Raw genomic sequence first — 26181 nt, 5'->3', positions numbered from 1 at the left:
CATGCAAAACTGCGAACATTATCGGTTTGTCGAGAAACACCGTCCGTTTAGAGATTTGACTTTCAAGTTTTATTCTGATGGAAGACTCACAATTATTGATAACGGTGCAGGGGAGGTGATCACACCGCGAGAGCTGAAGGGCGCCAGCCACGATTTCTATGTACGCAAGCGCATTGCTTTCATCAAGAGTGACCTGGAAGCCAAACGCCTTAAATATGCATAATCTGATTTCGATGACCAATTCCATATTTTCATATTGAAAGCAGAGAAGCGATGAGAAGACGCTCCCCTGCTGCTCAAGTTCTATTATGCTGTGTTTAACCCTTGTATAGGCCCCATTTAAGGCTGCTTGCTAATTCCGTTCAGATTCGGCGGGATTTGAGCGGCTTTTTGGCCTTTCACCGTTCTCGCTTCTTCTTTCATTCGGGATTCATTGTTCTGGTTCTCTGTTTTTTCACTTCGATTAATGGGCATCGGATTCACCTCCGCCCTCATTATGCGAATTCCAACATTCTTTTATACGTTTGACGCTGGCTCCGGGTTCAGGTAGATTGTAAAAGAGAACATTCTGAAGAAGGATTCAAAAGGAGATAGTCACATGCGACAGACGCTAATCTTTGATTTAGATGATACTTTAATTCATTGCAATAAATACTTTTTTAACGTACTGGAACGGTTTGTTTCTTTGATGCACGCATGGTTTGAAGGCTATGGCGTTACCGAAGAGGACATCCGTCAAAAACAAGTGGAAATTGATATTCAGAGCGTCAGTCAGCTCGGCTTTCTGATCGATCATTTTCCGCAATCGCTGGTTTCAACGTATGACTATTATACGGACAAGTACGGTAGAGCCGCTTCTGCCGTTGAGAAGGATACATTGTGGAAGCTTGGGGTCAGTGTGTTTGACTATGAGGCGGAGCCTTATCCCCATATGGAGGAAACGCTGGACGCTCTTGCAAAGCAAGGCCATACCTTGCACTTGTATACCGGGGGCGAGCCGATTATACAACAGCGCAAAGTGGAACGACTCGCGTTGGAGCGGTATTTTGGCTCTCGCATCTACGTCCGGCATCACAAAAATAATGAGGCGTTGGAGCAAATTTTAACAGAGGGGCAATTCGATCGTGCCCACACGTGGATGATCGGCAATTCCATTCGGACGGATGTGATGCCTGCTTTGACAGCAGGCATTCACGCCATCCATGTTGAGGCGCTGTCTGAATGGGCCTATAATGTCGTACCCGTTGATGTTCAGCCCCGAGGCGCTTTCCTGCTGCTGAAGCAGCTTCGTGAGGTTCCTTCCGCGATTGAACAATACAGGAAAGCGGCTTACTCCTCATAGCGAGGGGAAGCGCTGCGGGGCAGAGTATTCTTGGGATAGCGGCAAGCGAGCACGATCGTTTCCCCACAATTCCTTTGCCCCGCTGAGCCTTGTCAAGACAAGGATTTTGACCTGAATTCAAAACCGACTTTTCCCTCTTCCTCTTTCCAGAACAGCGCGGCCTCGAATGTTTTCTCGCCTTTTTTAAATCCTTTAATAAAGTTTGTTTTCCCTTTCTCCAGGAACCTCTTTATTTGCGTTTCGGTTATCGCTTTACCCAACACTTTTTTCGAGAAAGAGAAATTGCATCCCGGCTTGGCAGAACAACTGTAAGCATACCCCGTATCCAAAACTTGTGCTTTGCATTTCGGACACGGACCAAGTCCTAGGCTATCGGACCCTTTATTCATTTTTTTAGGCTGCACCGTAGTTTCTAGACTTTTCGCCGTAAACGCCCACTTGCTTGAATTTTGAATCGCTTCGTCAATAATTTTCTGTGACAGCTTGCGTGCCTGTTCCATAAACGACTGCGGGGAGGCTTTTCCTTGCCCGACCTCATGAAGTCGTTGCTCCCACTTGGCTGTCATTTCAGCAGATGCCAGTATACTGTCGCCCAAAGCATCAACCAACATCATCCCCTTACTGGTCGCATACACCATATTTTTCTTTACCTCAATGTATTTGCGATCCTTCAGGACGGATATAATCCCCGCACGCGTAGCCTCTGTGCCCAAACCTTCAGTCTTCTCAAGAATTTTCTCCAGTTCAGCATCCTCAAGGTGTTTCCCGGCCGTTTTCATTAAAGTAATCAGCTGACCCTCTGTATACCGTTTGGGAGCTTGCGTCTTTCCTTCTTTTACAAGCAATTCTTCAACTGTACCGGTGTCGCCTTGCTCCAGCGGAGGCAACACATCCATCTCGGCGTCCTCCTTGGAGTCCTGATCATACAGAACTTTCCGCCAGCCCTCCTGCACGATAAGTTTCCCCTTGGTCAGAAAAGTTTCCTTCTCGCCTACAATAGTAATTAACCGTGAATAATCGATAATTGCTTTATCATAGTGCGCTGCAATCAGCCGCTTAACAATTAACTGGTATAAATTGCGTTCATCCGGTTTCAATCGACTTAGCTGCGGAACCACTTCAGTAGGAATAATGGCATAGTGATCGCTTACCTTCGCGGCATTAACGAATCTTTTGTTATTGGCTATAGATTGAATGGGCAAAGGAAAATATTGCTTGAACGTATCTTGATGACTAAGCTTCGACAGGATGTCAGGGAATTGCTTTGCTTCTTCAGGCGTAACATAGGCAGAATCCGATCTTGGATAGGAGATATATCCTTCCAGATAAAGCTGTTGCAACGCATTCAGACAATTCTGGGGAGAATATTTGTATATTTGGTTGGCTAATGCCTGCAAAGAAGACAAGGTAAAGAGTTGAGGCGGTTGAAATTCTTTTCGCTCCGTCTCAATTTCCTTTACTGCGGCGAGTTTATGTTCACAATTGCTTCTGACATTCTCGGCTTCATCCCGACTTGAAAATCTTGACTGCTCCCCGTGAAACCATGTGCCTTCATACAGAGTATCTTTCATGAAAAATTTAGCTTTTAATTCCCAGAACAGTTCAGGCTTGAAATTTAGAATTTCTTTTTCTCGGGCCGCGATAAGAGCCAATGTGGGGCTTTGAACGCGACCTGTCGAGAACACTTCCCGAATACCCCTGCGTTGAAACAGCAGCGAGTATACTCTTGAACCATTCATTCCTACAAGCCAGTCCGCGCAGGAACGGCTGACAGCTTCATAATATAAAGAACGGGTTTCCTGTTCATCTTTTAAATTCAAAAAGCCTTGCTCAACAGCCTTGGGCGTCAAAGAGGATATCCAAAGCCGTTTCATTGGTTTGTTCACACCGCTAAGTTGAACCGCTATGCGGACAATATACTCCCCTTCCCTCCCGGCATCTCCAGCGTGAACGATTTCATCGACATCCGAACGTTTCAATAACGACTTAATTACTTGAAATTGCTTGGCTTTTGAAGGAGTGACGCGATGTTTGAATTTATCCGGCAATATTGGCAAAGAGCCCAAGCTCCACTTCTTGAGGCCGGGATCGTATTCCTCGGGCGGGACCAGTTCACAAACATGTCCAACTGCCCATGTTATAAGCGCCCCCTTGGGAAAGGTGTCATTTGGTAATATTTCAATATATCCTTGTTGCTTTTTATTTTTAAAAGGGGAGGCCAGCTTCGCCCCTTGATCTGGTTTCTCCGCAATAATTAGTTTCAATGTGCCACAGACCTCTCTTACAGGAACTTTACAGTCATTATATCAGCAAAATGCTGCTCGCGGAAACGAAGAGGGTTGCTATGTTTTTCATGATCAACAATTCAACAACATTTGGAAATCTTTTTGAGTACAGAAGCATCATGTCCGAACTTGCACATCGCCTCACAGTCGCATCGCAAATCTTTAAATAATATGTATGCAATCGATAATGAACCAGCCGTTTGAAATGAAGGTCTCAATAACTGAGCCTTAATTTCCTTTTCCCTGTTTTCGGGAGCAACCAAATAAAAATGACTTACCTCTTCTTCAATAGATAACGATAAATCATTTAGTCTTAAAATTCCAGAGTAGATGGAAGTGCTCTTCTCAACCTCAAATCCTCCGATGATTTTATTCTCATCGTCTATCCACAAAATATCAATCAGGGAAACGGTATCGTAAACGGCTGGCGGCAGATGCGGCAATTGCAATTCTTTCATCGAGAATTCACCTATTCGAACGCCATTCCACTGCCGCTTATGATCATTTCTGGCTACCCACACTTTATACCCTAATGATTGTCCCAATTTTGCCAAGTAATACTGCATCTCGGAATGTGTATGCTCCTCATGCTCATCTGCAGCAACTTCTTTATGCCGCTTCGCATTTGCTTTGGTTTGTTTCTCCAACAACGATTCAATATATTGGTCGGCATTTTGTTCAATAATTAATCGATTATTGCCAATCTCGAACAATAAGCCTGCAAATGCTCCCAAATCTTTCGATAATGCATTTTTCTGTCGATTATTTTCCTGAATAATTATATCTCTCATTTGAAGATAAGCTTCCCAGGAGCCCAATTTTATCTTCTGCTGGAATAAGAGATTAAAACCGTTAACAATAGCTGTATTAAAAGGCGGGAACAACGTAGGTTGGAGAAAATACAAGATGTTGGCAACAGCCGGCCCTAGCCCTTTGATCTTTAGACTGTCCAATAGACGGATTTCATTAACGATTTGGGCTTCATTTGATGCTTCAAGGCAGCTTTTTAAAAAGCGGCCAAATGCCCGTTTGTTGGATTCATTTTCATATATATCGGGAATTCTAAGTTTAGGCTTCCAGAAAAAAGCATGGGCAGCCCCTTCAAATACTTGTTTTTGCTCGGATATAGCCGTAATTACCGTTTCTAAACTCGATCCTTTGAAATCATTTCCAAAATTTTCATTCTCTATTTCAAATATGACCTTTGATAAGCTTTTTCGGATCGTACGAAATGCTTTGAGGCGATCATCGTTATTTAGAAACCATGTATGATACACAGATTCTCCGTCGTTTTTATAACGATGTATAGTAGTGTCCATGACAGAGGCCAACCCCTTTAAATTGTAATCATATCCTTGCTTACAAGCGTAGAGCTACTGCTTAAACCTTGTCAACCCAAAAATTAGAAATGCCCAGCTTGGTCGCACAAAGTTGAGATTTTAACTTCACAGTTTCTTCACATCGATTGACAGCTTAACTTCACAGCTTCTTCACATCGAATGGGTAAGATGAACTCATGAACATTACTTTTGTACAAGCGGAGGTTATTATGAAACGAAAGAATTTTTTCAAACTGCTTATTCTGACTGGGGCTTTAGCAGCGATCCTGTCGGCTTGTTCTTCAAATAAAGACATGGAAGGCATGGACCATTCCAAAGTGGATCAACCCGCAAAACAAGAGAGCGGTGCTGTAGAAGGACAACCGCCTACCGGGAATATGGAAGTATTGACAGGAAGCGAAATTAACTTGACGGCAAAAGCCGCTACTCTGGATACAGGCTCCGGCAATAGCATTCCGGTTTGGACCTTTAACAACTCAGTCCCTGGCCCTCAAATACGTGTCAAAAAAGGCGAGGTCTTAAAAGTAAACCTTAAAAATGAACTCCCTGAACCGGTCACTATTCATTGGCACGGCATACCCGTTCCTAACGAAATGGACGGTATACCTGGTGTAACACAGAATGCCGTACAACCGGGAGAAACATTCACCTATGAGTTTAAAGTGGATGATCCGGGCACTTACTGGTACCACTCGCATCAAGACGGTGTAAATCAAGTAGACCGCGGTTTGTACGGTTCAATTATTGTGGAGGACGATATTAAAACAGATCGCGATTACACACTCGTATTAGATGAATGGAATAGTGCAGGAAATATGGACATGCCAGGAGTAGATACGTCGAGTTCAGATAGTTCCGACGTGGATCATTCCAACATGGATATGGGCGAATCTGCAAATTCCGGTACCCAATCATCCGTCCCTGCTGGACATGATATGAATAGTATGTATGATCTGTTTACGATCAACGGTAAAGTCGGTGAACAATTTAATAAATTGCTTGTGAAAAAAGATGAAAAAGTGCGTATTCGATTAATCAATGCAGGATTTATGTCCCACAAGCTGCATATCCACGGCCAGGAATTTAAAGTGATCTCAACCGACGGGCAGCTTATTAACAACCCGGCTTTAATTAAGGATCAACTCATTGACATTGCGCCAGGCGAAAGATACGATATCGAATTTACAGCTAACAATCCCGGCGAGTGGTATATTGAAGAGCATGGAACTGCAGATGCCGTCAAAGGAATGAAAGCTTTGATCCAATACGAAGGGTCCGATGGCCCGAAAGATCAACCGAATGAATCAGCAGAGCTTCCAACACTGGATATTGCCAAGTATGGTCAAGCTTCACAAGCGAAATTCTCGCTGAATCAGAAGTATGACCTGGAATATACAATGAACCTGAACACCAAAGAGCAAAAAGGCGAACAAATATATACGATTAACGACGAAGTGTATCCTAATACCGAGGCGATTAAAGTCAAAAAAGGTGATCTGGTCAAAGTAAAACTTGTGAACAATTCCAAAGAAGATGAGCATCCTATGCACCTTCATGGACACTTTTTCCAAGTTCTGAGCAAGAATGGCCAGCCGCTGGAAGGTTCGCCAATCATTAAAGACACTTTGAATCTCAAACCAGGAGAAGAGTATGTTGTTGCATTTGAAGCCGACAATCCTGGGGACTGGATGTTCCATTGTCATGACCTGCATCACGCTTCATCGGGTATGGTCACTCATTTGTTGTATACGGATTTCAAATCCAATTTCGTGCCAGATCCTAATGCAGGCAACAAACCGGAATAACTGCAATAAAGAAGGGATTCTACCTCCATAGCGAGGTATGAATCCCTTCTTCATTTACCTTAACTGCACGCCCGGATGCGCTCCTGTACAGCTTCAGACTGTATATATGCTGTAATCTGCTCCTTCTCCCCAGCAGTGAACTGATATTCGCAGTCACAGCCTTCATCTAACGGAATGATTTGCGCGATCTGGCCGTTATGCGTGCAAATGACCAAAATCGTCAAGTCAATCAAATCTTGCGGTGCTTCATCCGCACTTGTGTTTTTAAGCTCAAACCTCAGCTCGACATCGATCCACTGATGATCCCGCTTTTCCAGACGCGGTGTAAACGACGCAAATTCCAGAAAGGTTACCCGATCCGAACCATACTTTATCACGTTTGTTCCCTCTTTCCCTCTATCTATGCAGTACCATTCAATCTATATGATGATCTTAACAGACATGACGGCAAGCGTAAACCACTTTGCCGCCCTCTGACAAGCGCTTCGTTTCGCGGTTTCTGCCCTTCACTGGTTTCTCCTGTTGGTCAAGCATTGATTTTCAGGTTGGGCTTAAAAAAGCTTCATCTGATTATAGGCTATTTCTCTTCTGGCGAGAAATGCCATTAATCAAATGAAGCTTGCGCATTTGAATATTAAACCATTAAAAGATCAAGGCAGTACCGAAGAACCCGTCAAGTACTTATCCACCTCACGCGCTGCTTCACGGCCTTCGTTAATCGCCCATACGACGAGACTCTGACCGCGGCGCATATCGCCAGCCGCAAACACTTTGTCCACATTAGTCGTATATTTGCCGTAACGCGCTTTTACATTGGACCAGCGATCCTGTTCCAGACTCAATTGATCTATCAAGGTCTTCTCCGGGCCTTCAAAGCCGACTGCAATCAGCACAAGATCAGCCTTCCATACTTGCTCGGTGCCTGGAATTTCCTTATAGATTTTTCTTCCGGTCTCATCGACGGTCCGTTCAATTTGAATCGTATGCAGCTCTTTAATGTTGCCGTTATCGTCTCCGACGAACTTCTTCGTCAGTACGGAGAACGCACGAGGATCGGAACCGAAAATCGCTTTCGCCTCTTCATGCGCATAATCGAGCGTATACACATTCGGGAACTGCGGCCAAGGGTTGTTCACCGTATCGCGCTCCAGCGGAGCCTTTGCGTGCGTACCGAATTGCGTGACGGATTTGCAACCATGGCGCAATGCCGTAGCGACGCAGTCCGATCCGGTATCGCCGCCGCCGATAACAATGACGTTCTTGTCCTTTGCCGATATATAGTTGCCGTCCTCCAAATTGGAATCCAGATAGCTCTTGATTGTACCGTTCAGATAGTCCATTGCCGGATGAATGCCCTTCAGCTCGCGACCATCAATCTGAACATCACGCGCCTTTGTTGCGCCCCCGCACAGTACAACAGCGTCAAAGTCGCTGACAAGCTGTTCGGCAGAGACATCCTTGCCGATCTCTGTATTCGTTACGAAATCGATGCCTTCGGCTTCCATGATGTCTACACGGCGCTGAACAACATGCTTCTCCAGCTTCATCGTCGGAATTCCGTATACGAGCAACCCGCCAATCCGGTCGGCTCTCTCGAACACGGTCACGTTGTGACCCGCTTTATTCAGCTGTGCCGCACAGGCGAGTCCGGCTGGCCCGGAGCCCACGACCGCGACCCGTTTGCCTGTACGTACCTTCGGAGGCTGCGGCACAACCCAGCCCTCTTCGAAGCCTCTTTCAATGATGGCATGCTCAATAGTCTTGATTGTGACCGAATCGCCGATCAAGCCAACAGTGCATGACCCCTCGCATGGGGCAGGACATACGCGGCCCGTAAATTCCGGAAAATTATTCGTTTTGTGCAAACGGTCGAGCGCTTCGCGCCACAACCCGCGATAAATAAGATTATTCCACTCAGGAATGAGATTGTTAACAGGACAGCCTGATGTACCTCCAGGCAGCTCAATGCCGGTATGGCAATAAGGGGTCCCGCAATCCATACAGCGTGCGCCCTGTGTGCGCAACTGCTCGCTGGACATATGCTTGTGGAATTCCTGCCAATCCTGAACACGCTCTGCCGGGTCGCGGTCAATTGGCAGCTCGCGTTTATATTCCATAAATCCTGTAGGTGTAGACATGATCGCGTTCCCCCATCCGTTATTCCGGTGAGTCCAGTCCCGCTGTCGATCTGGAAGCCATACAGATGCCGTCGCCTATCCAGACTCTATCGCTCGTACTCACCAGACAATTGTAATCACACTATATCTGCAAAGGTTATCTATTTCAACAGCCAGCATTTTGGCTGTAAAATCGAGAAAGTGTTATATAACATCCTAGCATCTAAGCGATATCTACACCCATGGATTATCCGTATAATCATTTGCACTAAGTGACATATTGTTCGTTAATCACTGGCGACGCTGATAGGTCTGAAAGTAGTAGGAATACGGATTATCCTCGTGCTTAATCCCTTTCACCGAATCAATCAATTCCCATTCATTCTTTGCAAATTCCGGAAAAAACGAATCGCCTTCAAATTCCTCGTCAATCTCCGTCAATAATATCCGGTCGGCATAAGGCAGCAGTTGCCGGTAGATTTCCTCGCCGCCGATGACGAACAAATCCGCTCCGCTGTATCTGTCAAGCGCTTCCGCAACAGAGTGGACAATTTCGCATCCCTCGGGAACATAATCGGCGCTGCGGGTCATGACGACATTGAGCCTGTTTTTAAGCGGACGGCTTCCGAAGGACTCGAAAGTCTTGCGGCCCATCAGCACCGTATTGCCAGTCGTCGTGCGGCGAAAAAAAGCCATATCCTCCGGCAGCTTCCACGGCAGCTTATTCTCGATGCCAATCGTCCGATTCTTTGCCATAGCAGATATCAATATAATAGCCACGTTTATTTGCATCTCCAATCCCTGTCATTCACTCTGCCTCAGGCCGCTTGCAACAATTGTACGGTCCTTGCATCCCTTGCATCCTGCAGCATTGCCATTCCTTACCCTTTTACGAGCAAGCTACACGGAAACTGCAGCCTTGATCGTCGGATGATGCTGATAGCCGACAATTTCGAAATCTTCATATTTGTAATCAAAAATCGAATCCGGCTTGCGCTTGATGACAAGTTTCGGCAGAGGAAACGGTTCTCTGGTTAACTGGAGCTCAACCTGCTCGAAATGGTCTTTATAAATATGAACATCCCCACCGGAATAAATGAATTCCCCCGGCTCCAGATCGCATTGCTGGGCAATCATATGTGTCAGCATTGCATATTGCGCGATATTAAAGGGCAGCCCCAGGAATGAGTCCGAGGAGCGCATCGTCATCATGCAGGAGAGCTTCCCTCCCGCAACATAGAATTGGAATACGAAATGACAAGGAGGCAGCTTCATATTGTCAATCTCTGCTACGTTCCATGCGCTGACAAGATGTCTGCGAGAGTCAGGGTTTCGGCGGATACTGTCTACCACCTGGGCAATCTGATCGATAACTCTGCCGTCCGGCGCTTGCCATGCGCGCCACTGCGAGCCGTATACCGGACCGAGATCGCCGTTCTCATCCGCCCACTCGTTCCAGATGCGCACACCATTTTCCTGCAAGTAACGGACATTGGTATCCCCGCTTAAAAACCAAAGCAGCTCATGTATAATCGATTTCACATGAACCCGCTTGGTCGTCACTAACGGGAAGCCTTGGGACAGATCAAAGCGAAGCTGGCGGCCAAAAATCGACTTCGTCCCCGTCCCTGTCCGGTCCTCCTTAAATACACCATGATCCATAATGTCCTGCAATAAATCCAAATAAGATTTCAAAACCACACCTCACCTCTAGTGTAACTCCTACTGCTATCATATCACTTTTTCCGCTCACACGGTACAGTCAGACTTGCAGGACCCTTGCTTATAAGGCAAAAAGCAGGCAAGGAGCCTGGTTGCGCTTACTGCTGGCCAATTGATTAGATCGGGCTTTGCCGCTGGTTCCGGCGCTGTTTCCTCAGCTGATAGCGCCCCGGCGCACCACTGTGCACCCGCCGCTCCTCTTCCGTCTCCGGGACGGCCTCCGGCACGCGCACCGGCTTCCCTTGCTCATCCAATGCGACAAAGGTAAGAAATGCCGTGACCGTCAATTTCCTCTCGCCTGACAAAGGATTCTCCGAATGGACATTGACGACGACTTCCATAGAGCTGTTATGGGTCCAGGTCACAAAGGCAACCAGCTCAATAACCTCGCCAAGCCGGATCGGCGCAACAAAATCCAGACTGTCGCTGGAGGCCGTAACCACTGCTGCTCTGGCATGACGCATGCTGGCAATTGCCGCTATTTTATCGATATACTCCATTACCTTTCCGCCAAACATCGTCCCGTGATGATTGGTATCGGAGGGAAAGATAAGTTGTGTCATGACAGAACGCGAAGACTGGCATGACTTTTGGGCATTCTCCTCCATTTTAAATGGCTCCTCTCATAAAGGGAAACTCCTGAAGTTTTATATCAAGCGCAAACAGCTTTGCCTTCCTCATGCCGGGGCAAAGCTTCGTTTCACGGTGAAATAAAAGAGGTCCCTGAACGCTTCTGTTGCGCGTCCAAGGCCCTCTTTGCTGTTTAATTCATATTGTATGATATGAAATTATCTTACGATTGTGTGAATCGGATGTCCGAGAATAACTTCAGCGGCTTCCATCGCAATCTCACCCAAAGTAGGATGGCCATGAATGGTCAGGGCGATATCTTCCACAGTTGCGCCCATCTCAATAGCAAGACCCATTTCGGCGATCAGATTGGAAGCTTCAATACCAGCGATTTGCGCGCCCAGCACAAGGCCGTTGTCTGCATCAGAAACAATTTTAACAAAGCCTTCTTTAGCATTCAACGACAATGCGCGTCCGTTGATGCTGAACGGGAAGCGCCCAACTTTAACATTATGGCCTTTGTCTTTTGCTTCCTTCTCGTTGTATCCTACGCTAGCGCACTCCGGATCGGAGAAGACAACCAGCGGGATGCATTTGTAATCGACTTTGCTCGGTTGTCCGGCAATGGCTTCAGCTGCCACTTTTGCTTCGTAGGAAGCTTTGTGGGCCAAGGCCGGTCCAGCAACGATATCGCCGATTGCATAGATATGCGGAATGCTGGTGCGGCATTGATCATCAACTTCAATGTATCCGCGCTCGTTCATTTTCAGGTTGATCAGATCGAGACCCAGCTCCCCATCTGTATTTGGACGGCGTCCAACCGTTACGAGCAGGTAATCTGCAGTAACTTGCTTGTCTTCGCCGTTTACGGAGTAAGTAACGGTAACCTCATTATCTGTTTGCTCAGCGCTTTTTGCTTGAGCGCCTGTAACGATTTCCACGCCTTGGCTTTTCAGCTTTTTGGTTACCAGTTTGGACATTTCTGCGTCGAATCCGGCCAGAATGGAGTCTGTACCTTCAATGACAGTTACTTTGGAGCCAAACTTGGAGTACATTTGACCCAGCTCGATTCCGATGTAGCCGCCGCCGATAACAACGAGGCTTTTCGGAATTTCGGACAGAGCCAGTGCGCCTGTCGAAGACAAAATGCGTCCGCCAAACGGGAATGCTTTCAGCTCGATTGGACGAGATCCGGTCGCGATGATGCAATTTTTGAAGCGGTAGCGCGGAGCTTCCTGATCGTTAAACACGCGCGCTTCATTTTCATTGATGAACATCACTTCACCATTGAAATACTGCACTTTGTTTCCTTTAAACAGCGCGCCAACACCGCCTGTAAGCTGCTTGACGACATTGCCTTTAAACTCTTGAACTTTGCTAAAATCAACCGAAACGTTTTCAGCTTTAATCCCGAGCGCTTCCCCGTGGGAAACTGCCTCGTATTGATGCGCAGCAGAGATCAGCGCCTTGGAAGGGATACAGCCGACGTTCAAACAAACGCCGCCTACATATTCCTTGTCTACAACCAGAACAGACTGCCCAAGCTGTGCAGCACGAATAGCTGCGGTGTAACCACCAGGTCCTGCACCAATTACCAATGTGTCAATATCCAGTGAAGCGTCTCCTACTACCATACCCTTTACACCTCCATTACAAGCAGCTCAGGGTCAGCGAGCAACTGCTTGATGTAGTTCAAAAAGTTTTGAGCTGTAGCGCCGTCAATGAGACGGTGGTCGAAGCTTAAGGAAAGAGCCATAACAGGTGCTGCGACGATCTGACCATTCTTAACGACGGCCTTCTCGGAAATGCGTCCGGTTCCCAAAATAGCAACCTCAGGGAAATTGATAACCGGAGTAAAGAACATACCGCCAGCGGAGCCGATGTTCGTAATGGTCATTGTGCTGCCCTTCAACTCATGAGGAGCAAGCTTGCCATCCCGGCCGCGTGTAGCCAGGTCCTTGATTTCGCTGCCGATCATCCAGATGCTCTTGCGATCAGCATCTTGAACGACAGGCACGATCAGTCCATTTTCCGTATCCGCTGCAATACCAATGTTGTAATATTTGCGCAGTACGATTTCCTGGTTCGCCTCATCCAATGTCGCATTCAAGATCGGGAACTCGCGCAGTCCAGCAACGAGCGCCTTGACGATGAATGGCAGGTAAGTCAGCTTGACGCCCTTCTTCTCTGCCAGCGGCTTCGCTTTCGTACGAAGCTCAACAAGTTGAGTAACGTCTACTTCGTCCATCAGGGTAACATGCGGAGCGGTGTATACGGACTTGGACATTGCGCCCGCGATTACTTTGCGAATGCCTTTGAACGGTACACGCTCTTCCGGACGATCGCCTGTTTGGACTGCCGCCGGAGCTGTTTTGGATTCTACTTTTGCTGCTGGCGCAGCTTCTACAGCTGTAGATGTTCCTCCGCCTGCTGCGATTTGGTCCACATCTTCACGGGTAATGCGGTTGTTCTTGCCGGAGCCAGTAACGCCAGCCAGCGCTACACTTTTCTCACGGGCATATTTGCGCACGCTTGGAGTAGCCAGAATCAGGCCAGCAGCTTCAGCAGGCGCGCTTTGTGCTGCTGCAGGCGCAGATGCTGCCGGAGCAGCTTCAGCCTTTTCCTCAGCTTTCGCTGCCGGAGCGGCCTCTTCCTGCTGAGCCGGAGCAGCCTGCTCAGGAATATCGCCTTCTGCATCGATAATCGCTACAATTTCGCCGACATGACATACTTGTCCGTCTTTAACGAGAACTTCTTGCACTTTGCCGTTAACCGGACAAGGCACCTCTACGATCGCCTTGTCATTTTGTACTTCCATGATGATATCTTCGTCTGTTACAGTGTCGCCTGCTTTGATGTGCACTTTTATAATTTCGCCTTCGTGCAAACCTTCGCCAAGCTCAGGAAAACGATACTCAAATTTTGCCACCTTGGGTTCCCTCCTTACTGATCAATTAAAACTCCAGAACTTTGTTCACTGCTGTAATGATGCGGGCCGGAGAAGGCAACCAGGCATCTTCAATTTGAGCAAACGGATATACGGTATCCGGGCCTGCTACGCGAAGCACAGGAGCTTCCAGATGCAGAATTGCTTTTTCATTGATTTGAGCAATAATTTCCGCGGCAGCGCCGGAAGTTTTTTGCGCTTCCTGAACAACGATTGCGCGGTTTGTTTTTTGAATGGAAGCCACGATTGTATCGATATCCAGCGGCAGCAATGTGCGAAGGTCAATAACCTCTGCCTTGATGCCTTTGGTTTTTTCCAATTCGTCAGCAGCTTTAACTGCAGAATGCACCATCATGCCGTAAGCGATAATCGTTACATCGCTTCCTTCGCGAACGATATTTGCTTTGCCGATTGGCACCGTGTAATCCTCTTCGGGCACGTCTGCACGGAAAGCATGGTACAAGTTCAAATGCTCCATGAAGAATACAGGATCATTATCCCGAATTGCCGAGATCAGCAAACCTTTTGCATCGTATGGATTGGATGGAACAATAACTTTAATACCCGGAGTCTGGATCGCCAGACCTTCAAGAGAATCAGTATGCAATTCAGCCGCTTTAACACCGCCCCCAAACGGTGTTCTGAACACGATTGGAGAGTTGTAGCGACCACCGGAACGGTAGCGCATGCGAGCAGCTTGAACGAACATTTGGTCGAGCGCTTCATATATGAAACCGACGAACTGGATTTCCGCAACCGGACGGAATCCTTGTATTCCCATACCTACAGCAAGACCGGCAATCGCGGACTCGGCAAGCGGCGTATCAAATACGCGGTCTTCACCGAACTCACCTTGCAAACCTTCCGTAGCGCGGAATACACCGCCGACTTTACCTACGTCTTCCCCGAAAACAAGGACATTCGGGTCTTTCTTCAGTTCCACGCGCATTGCGTCGCGGATTGCTTCTTTCATATTCATTTGAGCCATGTTGACGGTTCCCCCTTATTCAAAATCGGCCTTTTGTTCTTCTAAATGCTGCGGCGTCGTTTCGAACATCGAATCAATCAGGCCGACAACAGTCATTTTCTCTGTCGCTTCCGCTTTCTTGATATGTTCGTTAACAGTCGCCTTTGCCTCTTCTTTCACGCGGGCGGAATCTTCCTCCGACCAGAGGCCTTTTGCTTCCAAAAACTTGCCGAAACGAACAAGCGGGTCCTTCAAGGCCCATTCCGCCTCTTCATCCTTGGTACGATATTTGGTTGTATCATCCGCCATGGAGTGAGGACGGAAACGGTAAGTCAAAATTTCGATCAAGGTTGCGCCTTCGCCGTTGCGTCCGCGCTCGGCCGCATCAGCAACCGCTTTATATACAGCCAGCACGTCCATTCCGTCTACTTGAACACCTTTGATACCGGCAGCAATCGCTTTGTGAGCAATTGATGGAGCAGCAGTCTGCTTGGCAAATGGCGTCGTGATCGCATAGCCGTTGTTTTGAACGGCGTAGATCACAGGAAGTTTGAATACGCCGGCAAAGTTCAGACCTTCGTAGAAATCGCCTTCGGACGAACCGCCATCACCCGTATACGTAATCGCAACGCGCTTCTCGCCGCGCTTCTTGAATGCCATACCAAGTCCGGTCGCATGCAAAATTTGAGCGCCGATAATAATCTGCGGCATCAAGACGTTTACATCCTCAGGAATTTGACCGCCATGCTGATGTCCGCGGGAATACAGGAATGCCTGGTACAATGGCAGACCGTGCCATACGAGCTGAGGCATATCGCGATAGCCTGGACAAACAAAGTCTTCTTTTTTCAGCGCGTACTCGCTGCCTACCATGGAAGCTTCCTGTCCCGATACTGGGGCGTAGAAGCCAAGACGTCCTTGACGCCCCAGATTGACTGCACGCTCGTCCCAAGTACGGGTAAATACCATGCGGTACATGATTTCTTTCAATTGATCATCGCTAAGTTCCGGCATCAAATCCGGATTAATAATTTCCCCTTCAGGAGACAGAATAGAAAGCGGTGTTACCGGCTCTGTCTGAACCTCATAAGGAACCTTGGTCATGAACGTTCACCCCAATAAAGATATTTGAATATCACATAAAGCTGTTATAGAATTATTATAAACCTGTTTAGGAAGAATGGTCAAAAGAAAAATCGAAAAAAGTGTTATTTTATCTTATTTTTTCGATCTTCAGACGCATTTTTGTTTGTAATACAGCTCAAAAAATAGCATAGTACAGAATAGTACAATAGCGGAAAAAGACCGTTAGAATGCCTAATCCCTCCTATTGTTTACCCAAATCTTCAGAAAACCATGCAGGAAAAGGAGAAAGAATTATGAGTGATTATTTGAAGCGGACAATTGTCAAAGAAACCGTCTCCTCACGTTATCTCCCGGAGCGTGAGCGCGAGCTTCGCATTTTTTTGCCGCCGGGCTACAATGAAATCGTCAGTTACCCGGTTGTATATTGTCAGGACGGCGAGGATTTTTTCAATTTTGGCCGAATTGCAACACAGGCCAACAAGCTTATTCTTGAAGAGGACATGGAGCCTTTTGTTATTGTCGGAGTGGATGTGGATAAGCAGAAACGCACAGCCGAATATGCCCCGGACGGCGACCGTCACGATGATTATGTAAAATTTTTTGTGGAGGAAATGCTGCCATTCGTCTCTTCCCGTTATTCTGTCCGCAATGAGGCAGATCAAATCGTACTGGCCGGCGATTCGCTGGGAGCAACTGTCGGACTTCATATTGCGCTGCAATATCCGCGGCGCTTTGCTACTCTTATTTCATTCTCAGGGGCCTATTACCCTGCTTCACAGGCTATTGTAGAGGCCTATTCGGATTCACTGGCATGGCTGCATATGTTTATGTCCGTTGGCCTTCAAGAAACGGCCTACGAGACAGACAGCGGCGTATTTGACTTCGTGGCGCTGAACCGCAGCATGAAGCCCCTGCTGGAAAAGAAGGGCGCAAAGCTCCATTATTCGGAGCGTGACGGCCTTCACCAGTGGGGCTTCTGGCAGAAGCAGGTTCCCGAAGCGCTGCAATGGGCTATGCAGCCAGCTCGGATTTGACCTTAAGCAGCAGCCGCTTGCAGCCGGACTCGACCAGTTCATATACTTCATCGAAGTTGTCGGTATAATACGGGTCCGGCACATCGGTGAAGCCCCTTTCAGGCAACAGGTCCATAAATTTCATAGTCGTTGCTTGAATGCGCTGCTGCTTTGGCAGCCACTTTTTCACATCTTGCTCGTTCTGGCTGTCCATGCAAATAATATAATCAAACTGCTCATAATCATCGGTACTTACCTGGCGGGCTTTCATCCCATCATACCCGATGCCTCGGTTGTCAAGCAGCCTCCTTGTCCCGGCATGAGGAGGCTTGCCCAAATGCCAGTCGCCGGTCCCGGCCGAGTCCACCTTGATCTGGGTGGCAAGCCCCTCTTGCTCCACTAAATTGCGGAACACTGCCTCCGCCATCGGAGACCGGCATATGTTTCCCAAGCACACAAACAATACCCGTTTCATGGTGTTGCCCCTTTCACATTGTGTAGTAACGGTTTATGATTTTTTATCATTGGAAGTCGCGGCAACCTGCTTGAGCGAGCGGCGCGGCAGCTTCCATTTATAATGGACAGAAAGCATGCGGAAAATAATAATGAGCACAAACAACCCTAGCAGTTGCCAGGTTGTTGTTGCCCAGCCTATGCCAATCATGACACCGCCAAGCATGGCCCAAACGGCATAAATTTCATCCCGCAGCACAAGCGGCTTTCTCCCGGCAAGCAAATCGCGGATCATACCGCCTCCGATTCCTGTCAACATAGCCGCTACAATGACAGCGCTAAGCGGCACCTGCATGCTTGTAGCGGCCAGTGCCCCCTGAATGGCAAAGGCAGATAACCCGATTGCGTCGAAAAGCGCCTCGCTTCGCCGCCAGCGTTGAATCCAGCCAATAGGCAACAGGAAAGCGATTAACACTGCGATAATTGCTGTTTTCAGAAAAAGCCCCTGGCTCCATAATGTCGTTATCGGCATTCCAATCAGTACATTGCGCACAACACCGCCACCGAAGGCAGTCACCAGTCCGAGCACAAATACCCCTAAAATATCGTACTCCTCTTCCATCGCTACAATTGCTCCGCTCACCGCAAAAGCAATGGTGCCGATAATGCTGAACCAGCTGAAAATATCCAAATCCACGACCTGACTCCCCCGTCTCCCCTTCTACACCATTTGACTTGTTTTAGCAAATAGCGTCTTTTGATGTCTTTTCCCATTGTAGCGGCGCCCCATCATTCTCGCAACCCATAAATCTCTGATTGGAATTTTGTTCAAGTATCGCTAAAATAGAAGAGTTACGATCGCAGCACGTATAACTCAGCATGAAAGGTAAAGGATGAAAAGAATTGAACAAGAAAGGACATCTCTCACTCGCGCTCGCTGCCGGCTCGATGGCTGTCTATACGAGCGCATCTTATTCCGTATCGGACTGGAATCATACCGTGATTGCGCTCATGTTGACAGCCTGCGCCGGCATCGGCGGTCTGGCGCCTGATATTGACCATAAAACAAGTACAGCGAGCAAAACGATCCAATTCTCCGCACGCAAGCGCAAGAGATTGCGCGCGGCCTCAGGCGCTTGCTTAACAATCGGCCTGATTCTTACTGCCTTATGGCTCGCTGCCAAGTTCAACTGGATATCCTGGGATGCATGGATCAATCCGTTGTGGTCTCCCTATGCGGCTAGTGCGGCTGCGGCGGGCCCATTTTTGCTTGGCGGGGGACTTGTGTTTCTTCTGCTGTCGCGCTTGCGCAATCTGGTGCTGATTGCCGGAGGGGCCGGCCTCCTGGCCGCTGCCTATCTCAATGATTGGCACTGGATCGCCTCATTTGCAGGCATTAGTCTGTTGCTGCTACCTCTGGTCAAACACCGCGGCATTATCCATACGCCAGAGTTCGCGCTAGCTCTAACAATCGGTCTGCTCTCATTTGCCGGACAGCAGCCGGAGCTTGCACAGGCGGCAATTACCGGATTTATTATCGGCTGGTGGACACATTTGGCGGGCGACTGCTTCGGGAGCGAAGGCATTCCTTCACTGATTATCCCCAAGCTGAAGCTTGCCATGCATCTGTTCTCCAACGGAAGTGCCACAGAAAAGCTGGTTATCGGCATTTGCACATTGTGCATTACGGTTGTCTGGTTCTTGCTTGTCATGAATATTGAACTTGGTTCATTAACAGCCGGAAAGCCTATCCTCGTCAGCAGCATCGGCAACCGTATTCCAATCGAAATAGGCGAGGTGTAATACATGGGGAGTAAAATTGTGATTTTTACAGGCGGGCGCTTGGGAGAGTGGGCATTGTTCCTGGCTAACAGCGCTTCTTATATTATAGGGGCTGACAGCGGCGCCTGGTTTCTGGTTCGCAACGGAATCAGCCCGGATCTGTCGATTGGCGACTTTGATTCGGTGACAGAAGCTCAATTAAAGCAGATTGAAAGGGGAAGCAAGCAAACCTTGGCTTGCGACGCCATTGACAAGAATTATACGGATACTGAGTTGGCCTTCCTGAAGGCAGTCGAGCAGCAGCCTAGTGAAATTGTAATTGTCGGTGGGCTTGGTACACGATTTGATCATTCGCTGGCTAATGTGCATCTGCTCGTTCAGGCGGCTGCTGCCGGCATTGAAGCCGTTATTATGGATGAACACAACGAAATCCGGCTCGTAACAAACAAACTTTCCGTAAACAAAGGGGATCACCCGACCGTGTCCCTTCTGCCTCTGACCGAACAGGTTGACGGTATTAATCTGACAGGTTTCAAATATCCGCTCCACAATGCCACCTTGGCCATGGGCCAATCGCTTGGCATCAGCAATGTGCTTGGAGAAAAGACCGGGCATATTTCGATCTCAAGCGGCAAATTGCTTGTTATACAAAGCAAGGATTAATCACAAAAAAGGTATCTTCTCTGCAGCCAACCCTGCCTGGGGAGATACCTTTGCTATTGAAAACGGCACTATTCTGTAAGTAAACTGTCTTCAAGTGAGCTAGGCAGTGAAGACAGTGCTCGCAAACCGTATTAAAATACGAGCGGCGTTCCGTCCAAGAACGAATAAGTCATTCCGGTTTTGGAAAATGTAACCTCTTCCGGTAGTGCATACTCGCGTTGTAGATCAAGATCGTGAGATAAATGGGTAAGGATCGTCGTCTTGGGCTGAATAACAGAGATCAACTCCATTGCCTCTTGAACGTCATAGACAGATCTCGTTTCAATCGGGAACGGCTCTTTGTAAAAGCTAGTACCCAGAATGAGCAGTTCCAGCCCAAACAACGGCTGAAGCTGTTCCTCTGTTAAAGATATAGCATCCGAGCAATAAGCCCAGGCTGTACCTGTCTGATCATGGTCAAAGCGGAAGGCAAATGCGTAGCCGTTCTTTCCGTGATTCACCTTCCAGCTCTTCACCTTCCAATGTCCCAATTGCAAACCCTCGTCAAGGGAATACAAATCTAACGAACGGTTCAGCCACGGAAAACGGGCAGAAATCTCATCCAGCACGATTTGCGGCGCATAGAGCTGACCCTTTTTGTTTAGCCAGCGGCATGCATCCGCCCATTCGACCAATCCGCCAATGTGATCAAAATGTGCATGTGTAATCAGGACACGATCCACATCACGCAGACCCGCCAGTTCCATCTGCCGTCCAAAATCAGGACCGCAATCGATGAGCGTGTCTCCGCTAACTTTGTCGCAAATATGCAAAGAGGATCTAAGTCTCCGATTTACCCCTCTGCTTCTGGCTTCCTGGCACACTTCGCAGTCACAATATGTTCTCGGCACACCCATGGCGTCCCCTGTTCCTAGAAACGTAAGTCTTGTCATGAACGACAGCCATCCTTTACAGCGGCAAGAGCGCGATTTCGTTTTTGGTTTTCAGCCCGTCCATCATATCATTCCACGCCTGCGGTTTATTAGGCAGGGCGGAATAATATTCAGTCAGAAAGTTGTAGACAAGCTCTGCAGGCAAGCTGCCAAGCTCTTCTTCAGCTGGCAGAAAGCTCAGATCAAGTCCAGACACCGCATCACCTTGATGATCCCACGAAGGATGGACATAGCTGAAGTCCAGCTTGCGGTATCCAATATGAGACAGCACTTCTCTTCTGACATAAGAATTCATCGGTGTGACTCCGCCAAAGCTGTACTCAATTCGATACGGATCGTAAATTTCGGCAAACATTCCGATCGGTACCGTGCGCGACTCGCTGGCGATGCGCTCAATATCCTTCTCACGCTTTTTCAGCAGAAAACGGCCGATCCCAAGACCTGGCTTGCCGATAATTGTAAAATCGGTCATTGCCGTCCTGAAATGAGGATAATAGCGGTATTCAGTAGCCCCCACGACTTCTCCATTTGCAATTGCTACGTATACATGAATACCGGGATCCTGGATAGGCTCCTCCCAAAGGCTGAACTCCAGCACCTCCTCGGGAGGAAACACCTCCTGCATCAAACGGTGCATTTTCGGAAAATAAGAGTCTTGAATGGATGTAATACGGTAGTAATCCATTCTATCATTCTTCCTCTCTATCTATAGTTATGAAGGGATTCACCCATTGCATAAGCGCGCCATAATGACCTGATTCTTCATCATCAAGATAATTTTCCGCTACGCCAACAGGCGTCCTGCCGCACCTCAGGAGAAAGCTTACGACCGGGTCCTCCCATATGCCAGAAACTACGTTGTCCAGATACTCCTGAGCGGATGCCTCATGCGCATGACGGTGATAGCCTGGCATTCTTCCGCACCCAAGCAATCTGTCGCATTGCAGATGCACAACAACCTCGTACATGGATTGCATGAGCCATTTGCCGATTCCGGCTTTGCGAAATGCCGGAACAACGCAAAGATCCACCACATATAACGTATCCCCGGACGGGTCATGATTTCTTATGTATCCCTGATCGGCTATCGCTTCCCATGTGTGGGAACCTTGCAGTTGATCGCTCCCTACCCGCAATGCCGTCATTGAGCCGACCAGCTTGCCGTCAGCCACCGCACAAAGCGCTCCTTGAGGGAAAAGGCTTACGTGCTGCTTAAGCTGCTCATGCTTCCACCACAAGTCGGATGGGTACGGGGGTGGGAAACTTTCCTGCTGGATCGCAATCATCTGCTCGAAGTCTTGCTCCGTGTAGTTGCGGATCACAATTTGGAGCGGCTTTTGCTCCAGAAAGACATACATTTCCTTCCACACGAAGCATCATCCTCCCCACTATATTGACAATCGCATATTACCAATCCGGGTAAAGATCTGTCCTGCGGTCGCGCCATGTTGTGACAGAACCTCCCTGGCGCACCTTCTCCAGCAAGTCAACGTTCAAATCGCCTGCAACGAGCATGTCGCCGTTAATCTCCCCCTGCGCAATAATGCCAGCCGGCGGGAACGGGATATCATTCGGAGATATAATTGCAGCCTGACCATAATTTGCCCGCATAAAGTCGACCTTGCGAAGCGATCCGACAGTCCCGGTCGTAACAATATATACCTGGTTCTCAACAGCACGCGCATGACAGCAATACCGGACACGGTAAAACCCGTGGCGATCGTCCGTACAGGACGGGCAAAAAATCACATCCGCCCCTTTGGCCCTGGCCATCCGGACGATCTCTGGAAACTCGATATCGTAGCAGGTCAGCATAGCGATTGTACCGTATCTGGTATCGAACACTTCAAGCCCATCCCCTGGCGTCATGTTCCATTCTTCTACCTCGGTAGGCGTCAAATGCAACTTCGCCTGTGTATCAATCCGGCCGTCAGGGTGGAACAGGAAGGCTGTATTGCGAAGACCGGAACCGGTCTGGACGATATGCGTCCCTCCGATGATATAAAGATCATATTGCTGTGCCAGCCCGGACATCAAGGTTGTATAAGCCTCGGTGAATTCCGGCAGTCTTGCGATAGGAAATGCTTCATTGCTTTCATCTCCAATCGAGAGCAACTGCGTCGTCATGAATTCGGGGAACAGTACAAATTGCACCCCATATTCTAGGGCATTTTTCACATAATGAATGACCTGATGCCTAAATTCGGAAAAGGATGAAATATCCTTTAGCTCATATTGTACTGCCGCCGCGCGAAAAGTCATATAAATCTCCTCTCATTATACATTAAAAAAATCTCATTTAATTCTCATAATAGTGCTCAAACCCGTGCGGAATCAAACTCCGTTCTCTCCTTGTTATAAATTAGGGAATCTTATCTCTGTTATAGTTATGAGGCGAAGGAACTACAACTCAAAAATTTATGGGGGGAATTAAATCATGCTTAAGTCCCAACTGATTCAAAAAGTGATTATTACAGGTCTGTTCGCAGCAATCGGATTATCAGCGACCGGCATAGCAGGACAAGCCCCGGCAGCGTATGCGGCCTCGACAACTTCCGCAAAGGCCGATAATATTATTGCCATCGGAAAAAAATATTTGGGAACAAAGTATGTATTCGGCGCACCGACCGGAATCACCGCGTCTTTCGACTGCTCTTCCTTTACTCAATATATTTATAAAAAGAACGGTATTTCACTGCCTCGTTTATCCCAAGATCAGGCTAAAAAAGGGATTACCGTGAAGAAGGCCAATCTGCAGAAAGGCGATCTTGTCTTTTTTAAAGTGCCTTCCAGAGGTAAATCCATTGCGCATGTAGCTGTATATATTGGCAATAATAAAATTTTGCATACCTATGGAGATGGCGGCGTCAAATTTTCCGACTTGAATTCCCCGCATTGGGAAAGCAACTACGTGACTGCTCGCAGAGTTATTTCCTAAAACCAGCCGCGATGTTCTGACAATTTAAATGATTCAATTTTATAATTGACCGGCTATATGCCGGTCAATTATTTTTTTTCGGGAATTGCAGCACTATTGTCGTTCCCTGATTCGGTTTGCTGAACACATCAATATTGCCGCTATGCAGCTCGACTATCCGCTTGGCAATGGCCAGCCCGAGTCCTACGCCGCCTGTTGCTCTGCTGCGAGCGCCATCAACTCGATAAAAGCGCTCGAACAAATGGGGAATTTCCTGCTCCGGTATGCCCATTCCCTTGTCCTTTACATCAATCCGAACCGAATTTTTGTTGGAGCTGACTGTAATCGAAATCGGCTCCTTGCTGTACTTGATGGCATTGTCAAGCAAAATCACGAACAGCTGGCGGATTTTGTCCTTGTCCGCCACAATGGTAACGCCACTGCGTTCGGACTGAACGCGAATCGTACGCTGAAAAGTCGTATTGAGCATTCCCGCCAATTCATCAAGAACCTTCACCACATCAAAACTACTCAATCTCAGCCAGTCTTCTTGTTCGGCCTCAGCCAGCATCAGCATCGATTTCGTCAGGTTTTGCAGACGCTGTGCTTCATTGGAAATGGCCTCAATCGCCTCGTCCCGGACCTTGTCGTCATCCCTTCCCCAGCGTTTGAGCATACCAGCATAGCTGGAAATAACGGTAAGCGGAGTTTTCAACTCATGAGAAGCATCGGCGACAAATCGCTTTTGCTTCTCAAATGTGCGCTCCAGCCGCTCAATCATCTGGTTGAACGCTCGAATCAACTGTTGAAGCTCTGCTGACTCTTCGTTGCTGTTGATCTCAATTCGCCTCAGTTTCCCGCTTCTATCAATCTCCCGCATCGTCTGCACCATATGCGAGATGGGGGCAAGCAGTCTGGAGGTAAACCAGTAGGTCCCAAATATCGCAAACAGCACTGCGCCAAGGCTCGTCACGATCAGCGCACCGACCAGAATTTGCAAGTAGCTGTCCAACACATTAAGCTTCCGCACAATCTCCAGCATGCCGGTCAAATTCATGTTCTTGTCATAGAGCGGCACTCTCAGGTAGACGACGCGTTTGCCGCCGTAATTGTCTATGCCTGAAGAGTTGTTCCAGCTGAAACTAACCGGGATCGAAAGCAACTCCTCATCTGAGCCGATCTGATTAATGACATTGCCAGTCGAGCTGACAATCCGGATCATTTCATTTACATTGTAAAATTCACTGAGTAAATGAGGATCGTCAAGGGAAGACATCTGCTGAATCCGCTTGTTCTCCAGCAGCAAATTGACTTTATTCATCAGCAGCTGTTCCTCGCTGCGCGATGTAATTTTAATTACATAAAAATAAACGAAAATGTTAAATAAAATTAGAATAAAAATTAACCAAAAAATCGTGAATAACGTAAACCGTTTGCGCAGTGTCATTATTCCTGCTCCTTAAGCATATATCCGACGCCGCGTACGGTGTGAATCAGCTTATAGCGAAATCCTTTATCGATTTTTTGCCTCAGATAACGGATATATACGTCGACAAGGTTCGTTTCCCCGATAAAGTCATAGCCCCATACTTCCGACAATATCTCCTCACGGGATTTCTCCTGATTTTTATTCTCCGCCAGAAAAACAAGCAATTCAAATTCTCTTGGCGTAAGCTCGATTGGCACTTCCTTGCGAAATACTTTGCGGGTACGAAGCTCAATTGTCAGCTCCGTTACCTTGAGTACATCCGCTCCGCCCTCCTCCTTGCCCTTCTGCTGGAAGATACGCAGCAAATTCCGAACCCGCGCAAGCAGTTCTTCCATTGCGAATGGCTTCGTAATATAATCATTGGCGCCATGTTCAAAGCCGCTGACCTTGTCCGGCACCGTATCTCTTGCTGTCAGCAAAATAATCGGAATCTGGTTGCCATTATTACGCAAACGGCGCAGTACTTCAATGCCATTCAGCTCTGGCAGCATCACATCCAACAGCATTAAATCCCATTCCCCGGTAGCTGCCATTTCCAGCCCCTGGCGCCCGTTCTCGGCTCTCCCTACTGTATAACCTTCGTGCTCCAGCTCCAGCTGCAAGACACGGGCAATATTATCTTCATCTTCCACGACCAGCAAACGTTCATGTTCCATATATTAATCACCTAATTTCACAAGTTGCATACAGCAGCGCCTGCAATGACGCACTCAGGGTTGCCTGCCCACGGCATACCCAAGCCTGTAATAAA

At 47.9% G+C, this 26181-nt stretch carries 27 protein-coding genes; 7 read left to right on the top strand and 20 right to left on the bottom strand.

What is annotated here, in order from left to right; genetic code table 11:
- Nucleotide 1 precedes the first annotated feature (1 nt).
- Complete coding sequence (locus JFN88_RS20975; RefSeq protein ID WP_199021213.1) at nucleotides 2-223, top strand: hypothetical protein; 222 nt, start codon at nucleotides 2-4, stop codon at nucleotides 221-223.
- A gap of 116 nt (nucleotides 224-339) precedes the next feature.
- Here JFN88_RS20975 and JFN88_RS24885 read toward each other — a convergent pair whose 3' ends face one another.
- Nucleotides 340-474: a hypothetical protein gene (locus JFN88_RS24885; RefSeq protein WP_269846580.1), complete on the bottom strand. Its 135-nt coding sequence runs from the start codon at nucleotides 472-474 to the stop codon at nucleotides 340-342.
- Nucleotides 475-598: 124 nt separating this feature from the next.
- Here JFN88_RS24885 and JFN88_RS20970 point away from each other — a divergent pair, with 124 nt between their 5' ends.
- Nucleotides 599-1342, top strand: a complete 744-nt coding sequence (locus tag JFN88_RS20970; RefSeq protein WP_199021212.1) for an HAD family hydrolase — start codon at nucleotides 599-601, stop codon at nucleotides 1340-1342.
- Between the two features lie 92 nt (nucleotides 1343-1434).
- Here the strand turns inward: JFN88_RS20970 and JFN88_RS20965 are convergent, their stop codons facing one another.
- Nucleotides 1435-3606, bottom strand: a complete 2172-nt coding sequence (locus JFN88_RS20965) for a DNA topoisomerase III (RefSeq protein WP_199021211.1) — start codon at nucleotides 3604-3606, stop codon at nucleotides 1435-1437.
- Nucleotides 3607-3707: 101 nt separating this feature from the next.
- Nucleotides 3708-4946, bottom strand: coding sequence for a type II restriction enzyme NmeDI-related protein (locus JFN88_RS20960; protein ID WP_199021210.1), 1239 nt, complete (start codon nucleotides 4944-4946; stop codon nucleotides 3708-3710).
- A 230-nt stretch (nucleotides 4947-5176) separates the two neighbouring features.
- On the opposite strand from JFN88_RS20960, the gene JFN88_RS20955 reads away from it, so the two are divergent.
- On the top strand, nucleotides 5177-6772 hold the full coding sequence (locus JFN88_RS20955; RefSeq protein WP_199021209.1) for a multicopper oxidase family protein: 1596 nt from the start codon (nucleotides 5177-5179) through the stop codon (nucleotides 6770-6772).
- 59 nt (nucleotides 6773-6831) lie between these two features.
- On the opposite strand, the gene JFN88_RS20950 is transcribed toward JFN88_RS20955, so the two are convergent.
- The 9 genes from JFN88_RS20950 to pdhA form a co-directional block, all read right to left on the bottom strand.
- Nucleotides 6832-7149, bottom strand: coding sequence for a hypothetical protein (locus JFN88_RS20950; protein WP_199021208.1), 318 nt, complete (start codon nucleotides 7147-7149; stop codon nucleotides 6832-6834).
- Between the two features lie 273 nt (nucleotides 7150-7422).
- Nucleotides 7423-8910 carry a glutamate synthase subunit beta gene (locus tag JFN88_RS20945; protein WP_199021207.1) on the bottom strand — a complete coding sequence of 496 codons (1488 nt, stop codon included), beginning with the start codon at nucleotides 8908-8910 and terminating at the stop codon, nucleotides 7423-7425.
- A gap of 270 nt (nucleotides 8911-9180) precedes the next feature.
- Nucleotides 9181-9669, bottom strand: coding sequence for a dihydrofolate reductase (locus tag JFN88_RS20940; RefSeq protein WP_332908518.1), 489 nt, complete (start codon nucleotides 9667-9669; stop codon nucleotides 9181-9183).
- 120 nt (nucleotides 9670-9789) lie between these two features.
- On the bottom strand, nucleotides 9790-10584 hold the full coding sequence (locus JFN88_RS20935; protein WP_199021205.1) for a thymidylate synthase: 795 nt from the start codon (nucleotides 10582-10584) through the stop codon (nucleotides 9790-9792).
- 143 nt (nucleotides 10585-10727) lie between these two features.
- On the bottom strand, nucleotides 10728-11219 hold the full coding sequence (locus JFN88_RS20930) for an acyl-CoA thioesterase (RefSeq protein ID WP_199021204.1): 492 nt from the start codon (nucleotides 11217-11219) through the stop codon (nucleotides 10728-10730).
- Nucleotides 11220-11399: 180 nt separating this feature from the next.
- Complete coding sequence (gene lpdA, locus JFN88_RS20925) at nucleotides 11400-12815, bottom strand: dihydrolipoyl dehydrogenase (protein WP_199021203.1); 1416 nt, start codon at nucleotides 12813-12815, stop codon at nucleotides 11400-11402.
- Nucleotides 12816-12820: 5 nt separating this feature from the next.
- Nucleotides 12821-14110 carry a dihydrolipoamide acetyltransferase family protein gene (locus tag JFN88_RS20920; RefSeq protein WP_199021202.1) on the bottom strand — a complete coding sequence of 430 codons (1290 nt, stop codon included), beginning with the start codon at nucleotides 14108-14110 and terminating at the stop codon, nucleotides 12821-12823.
- Between the two features lie 25 nt (nucleotides 14111-14135).
- Nucleotides 14136-15116, bottom strand: a complete 981-nt coding sequence (locus tag JFN88_RS20915; protein WP_199021201.1) for an alpha-ketoacid dehydrogenase subunit beta — start codon at nucleotides 15114-15116, stop codon at nucleotides 14136-14138.
- A gap of 15 nt (nucleotides 15117-15131) precedes the next feature.
- On the bottom strand, nucleotides 15132-16199 hold the full coding sequence (gene pdhA / locus JFN88_RS20910; RefSeq protein WP_199021200.1) for a pyruvate dehydrogenase (acetyl-transferring) E1 component subunit alpha: 1068 nt from the start codon (nucleotides 16197-16199) through the stop codon (nucleotides 15132-15134).
- A 275-nt stretch (nucleotides 16200-16474) separates the two neighbouring features.
- Between pdhA and JFN88_RS20905 the strand changes: the two genes are divergently transcribed.
- Nucleotides 16475-17215, top strand: a complete 741-nt coding sequence (locus JFN88_RS20905; RefSeq protein ID WP_199021199.1) for an alpha/beta hydrolase — start codon at nucleotides 16475-16477, stop codon at nucleotides 17213-17215.
- Here the strand turns inward: JFN88_RS20905 and JFN88_RS20900 are convergent.
- A complete protein-coding gene (locus JFN88_RS20900; RefSeq protein WP_199021198.1) occupies nucleotides 17193-17669 on the bottom strand; it encodes a low molecular weight protein-tyrosine-phosphatase in 477 nt (158 codons plus the stop codon). The genes JFN88_RS20905 and JFN88_RS20900 overlap by 23 nt on opposite strands.
- A gap of 33 nt (nucleotides 17670-17702) precedes the next feature.
- On the bottom strand, nucleotides 17703-18338 hold the full coding sequence (locus tag JFN88_RS20895) for a trimeric intracellular cation channel family protein (RefSeq protein WP_199021347.1): 636 nt from the start codon (nucleotides 18336-18338) through the stop codon (nucleotides 17703-17705).
- A gap of 212 nt (nucleotides 18339-18550) precedes the next feature.
- Between JFN88_RS20895 and JFN88_RS20890 the strand changes: the two genes are divergently transcribed.
- Both JFN88_RS20890 and JFN88_RS20885 read left to right on the top strand, forming a co-directional pair.
- On the top strand, nucleotides 18551-19450 hold the full coding sequence (locus JFN88_RS20890; protein WP_199021197.1) for a metal-dependent hydrolase: 900 nt from the start codon (nucleotides 18551-18553) through the stop codon (nucleotides 19448-19450).
- Nucleotides 19451-19453: 3 nt separating this feature from the next.
- Nucleotides 19454-20092, top strand: a complete 639-nt coding sequence (locus JFN88_RS20885) for a thiamine diphosphokinase (protein ID WP_199021196.1) — start codon at nucleotides 19454-19456, stop codon at nucleotides 20090-20092.
- A gap of 131 nt (nucleotides 20093-20223) precedes the next feature.
- Here the strand turns inward: JFN88_RS20885 and JFN88_RS20880 are convergent, their stop codons facing one another.
- Genes JFN88_RS20880 through JFN88_RS20865 form a run of 4 tightly spaced genes read right to left on the bottom strand, consistent with a single transcriptional unit; the run spans nucleotide 20224 to nucleotide 23286 of the window.
- Entirely contained in the window at nucleotides 20224-21024 is an 801-nt protein-coding gene (locus JFN88_RS20880; RefSeq protein ID WP_199021195.1) for an MBL fold metallo-hydrolase, read from the bottom strand.
- 16 nt (nucleotides 21025-21040) lie between these two features.
- Complete coding sequence (locus tag JFN88_RS20875; RefSeq protein WP_199021194.1) at nucleotides 21041-21709, bottom strand: GNAT family N-acetyltransferase; 669 nt, start codon at nucleotides 21707-21709, stop codon at nucleotides 21041-21043.
- A 4-nt stretch (nucleotides 21710-21713) separates the two neighbouring features.
- Complete coding sequence (locus tag JFN88_RS20870) at nucleotides 21714-22394, bottom strand: GNAT family N-acetyltransferase (protein WP_332908517.1); 681 nt, start codon at nucleotides 22392-22394, stop codon at nucleotides 21714-21716.
- Between the two features lie 37 nt (nucleotides 22395-22431).
- A complete protein-coding gene (locus JFN88_RS20865) occupies nucleotides 22432-23286 on the bottom strand; it encodes a carbon-nitrogen hydrolase family protein (protein WP_199021193.1) in 855 nt (284 codons plus the stop codon).
- Nucleotides 23287-23461: 175 nt separating this feature from the next.
- Here JFN88_RS20865 and JFN88_RS20860 point away from each other — a divergent pair, with 175 nt between their 5' ends.
- Nucleotides 23462-23962: a C40 family peptidase gene (locus tag JFN88_RS20860; RefSeq protein ID WP_199021192.1), complete on the top strand. Its 501-nt coding sequence runs from the start codon at nucleotides 23462-23464 to the stop codon at nucleotides 23960-23962.
- A 64-nt stretch (nucleotides 23963-24026) separates the two neighbouring features.
- Here JFN88_RS20860 and JFN88_RS20855 read toward each other — a convergent pair whose 3' ends face one another.
- Together JFN88_RS20855 and JFN88_RS20850 are read right to left on the bottom strand one after the other, a co-directional pair.
- Nucleotides 24027-25388, bottom strand: a complete 1362-nt coding sequence (locus JFN88_RS20855) for a HAMP domain-containing sensor histidine kinase (protein WP_199021191.1) — start codon at nucleotides 25386-25388, stop codon at nucleotides 24027-24029.
- Nucleotides 25388-26086, bottom strand: coding sequence for a response regulator transcription factor (locus JFN88_RS20850; protein ID WP_199021190.1), 699 nt, complete (start codon nucleotides 26084-26086; stop codon nucleotides 25388-25390). Before JFN88_RS20850 ends, JFN88_RS20855 begins: the two co-directional genes overlap by 1 nt.
- Nucleotides 26087-26181: the final 95 nt, after the last annotated feature.

This window comes from Paenibacillus roseus (genome assembly GCF_016424485.1).
In the GTDB taxonomy this organism is placed as follows: domain Bacteria; phylum Bacillota; class Bacilli; order Paenibacillales; family Paenibacillaceae; genus Paenibacillus_D; species Paenibacillus_D roseus.
Note: the sequence above shows the minus strand (reverse complement) of the source record. Positions and strands in the feature narration are given on the sequence as shown.

What these genes read in the sequence shown, in the direction of transcription:
- JFN88_RS20975 (WP_199021213.1), top strand. Translation starts at nt 2, where the DNA reads ATGCAAAACTGCGAACATTATCGGTTTGTCGAGAAACACCGTCCGTTT.
- JFN88_RS24885 (WP_269846580.1), bottom strand. Translation starts at nt 474, where the DNA reads ATGCCCATTAATCGAAGTGAAAAAACAGAGAACCAGAACAATGAATCC.
- JFN88_RS20970 (WP_199021212.1), top strand. Translation starts at nt 599, where the DNA reads ATGCGACAGACGCTAATCTTTGATTTAGATGATACTTTAATTCATTGC.
- JFN88_RS20960 (WP_199021210.1), bottom strand. Translation starts at nt 4,946, where the DNA reads ATGGACACTACTATACATCGTTATAAAAACGACGGAGAATCTGTGTAT.
- JFN88_RS20955 (WP_199021209.1), top strand. Translation starts at nt 5,177, where the DNA reads ATGAAACGAAAGAATTTTTTCAAACTGCTTATTCTGACTGGGGCTTTA.
- JFN88_RS20945 (WP_199021207.1), bottom strand. Translation starts at nt 8,910, where the DNA reads ATGTCTACACCTACAGGATTTATGGAATATAAACGCGAGCTGCCAATT.
- JFN88_RS20930 (WP_199021204.1), bottom strand. Translation starts at nt 11,219, where the DNA reads ATGGAGGAGAATGCCCAAAAGTCATGCCAGTCTTCGCGTTCTGTCATG.
- lpdA (WP_199021203.1), bottom strand. Translation starts at nt 12,815, where the DNA reads ATGGTAGTAGGAGACGCTTCACTGGATATTGACACATTGGTAATTGGT.
- JFN88_RS20915 (WP_199021201.1), bottom strand. Translation starts at nt 15,116, where the DNA reads ATGGCTCAAATGAATATGAAAGAAGCAATCCGCGACGCAATGCGCGTG.
- pdhA (WP_199021200.1), bottom strand. Translation starts at nt 16,199, where the DNA reads ATGACCAAGGTTCCTTATGAGGTTCAGACAGAGCCGGTAACACCGCTT.
- JFN88_RS20905 (WP_199021199.1), top strand. Translation starts at nt 16,475, where the DNA reads ATGAGTGATTATTTGAAGCGGACAATTGTCAAAGAAACCGTCTCCTCA.
- JFN88_RS20900 (WP_199021198.1), bottom strand. Translation starts at nt 17,669, where the DNA reads ATGAAACGGGTATTGTTTGTGTGCTTGGGAAACATATGCCGGTCTCCG.
- JFN88_RS20885 (WP_199021196.1), top strand. Translation starts at nt 19,454, where the DNA reads ATGGGGAGTAAAATTGTGATTTTTACAGGCGGGCGCTTGGGAGAGTGG.
- JFN88_RS20880 (WP_199021195.1), bottom strand. Translation starts at nt 21,024, where the DNA reads ATGACAAGACTTACGTTTCTAGGAACAGGGGACGCCATGGGTGTGCCG.
- JFN88_RS20875 (WP_199021194.1), bottom strand. Translation starts at nt 21,709, where the DNA reads ATGGATTACTACCGTATTACATCCATTCAAGACTCTTATTTTCCGAAA.
- JFN88_RS20865 (WP_199021193.1), bottom strand. Translation starts at nt 23,286, where the DNA reads ATGACTTTTCGCGCGGCGGCAGTACAATATGAGCTAAAGGATATTTCA.
- JFN88_RS20860 (WP_199021192.1), top strand. Translation starts at nt 23,462, where the DNA reads ATGCTTAAGTCCCAACTGATTCAAAAAGTGATTATTACAGGTCTGTTC.
- JFN88_RS20855 (WP_199021191.1), bottom strand. Translation starts at nt 25,388, where the DNA reads ATGACACTGCGCAAACGGTTTACGTTATTCACGATTTTTTGGTTAATT.
- JFN88_RS20850 (WP_199021190.1), bottom strand. Translation starts at nt 26,086, where the DNA reads ATGGAACATGAACGTTTGCTGGTCGTGGAAGATGAAGATAATATTGCC.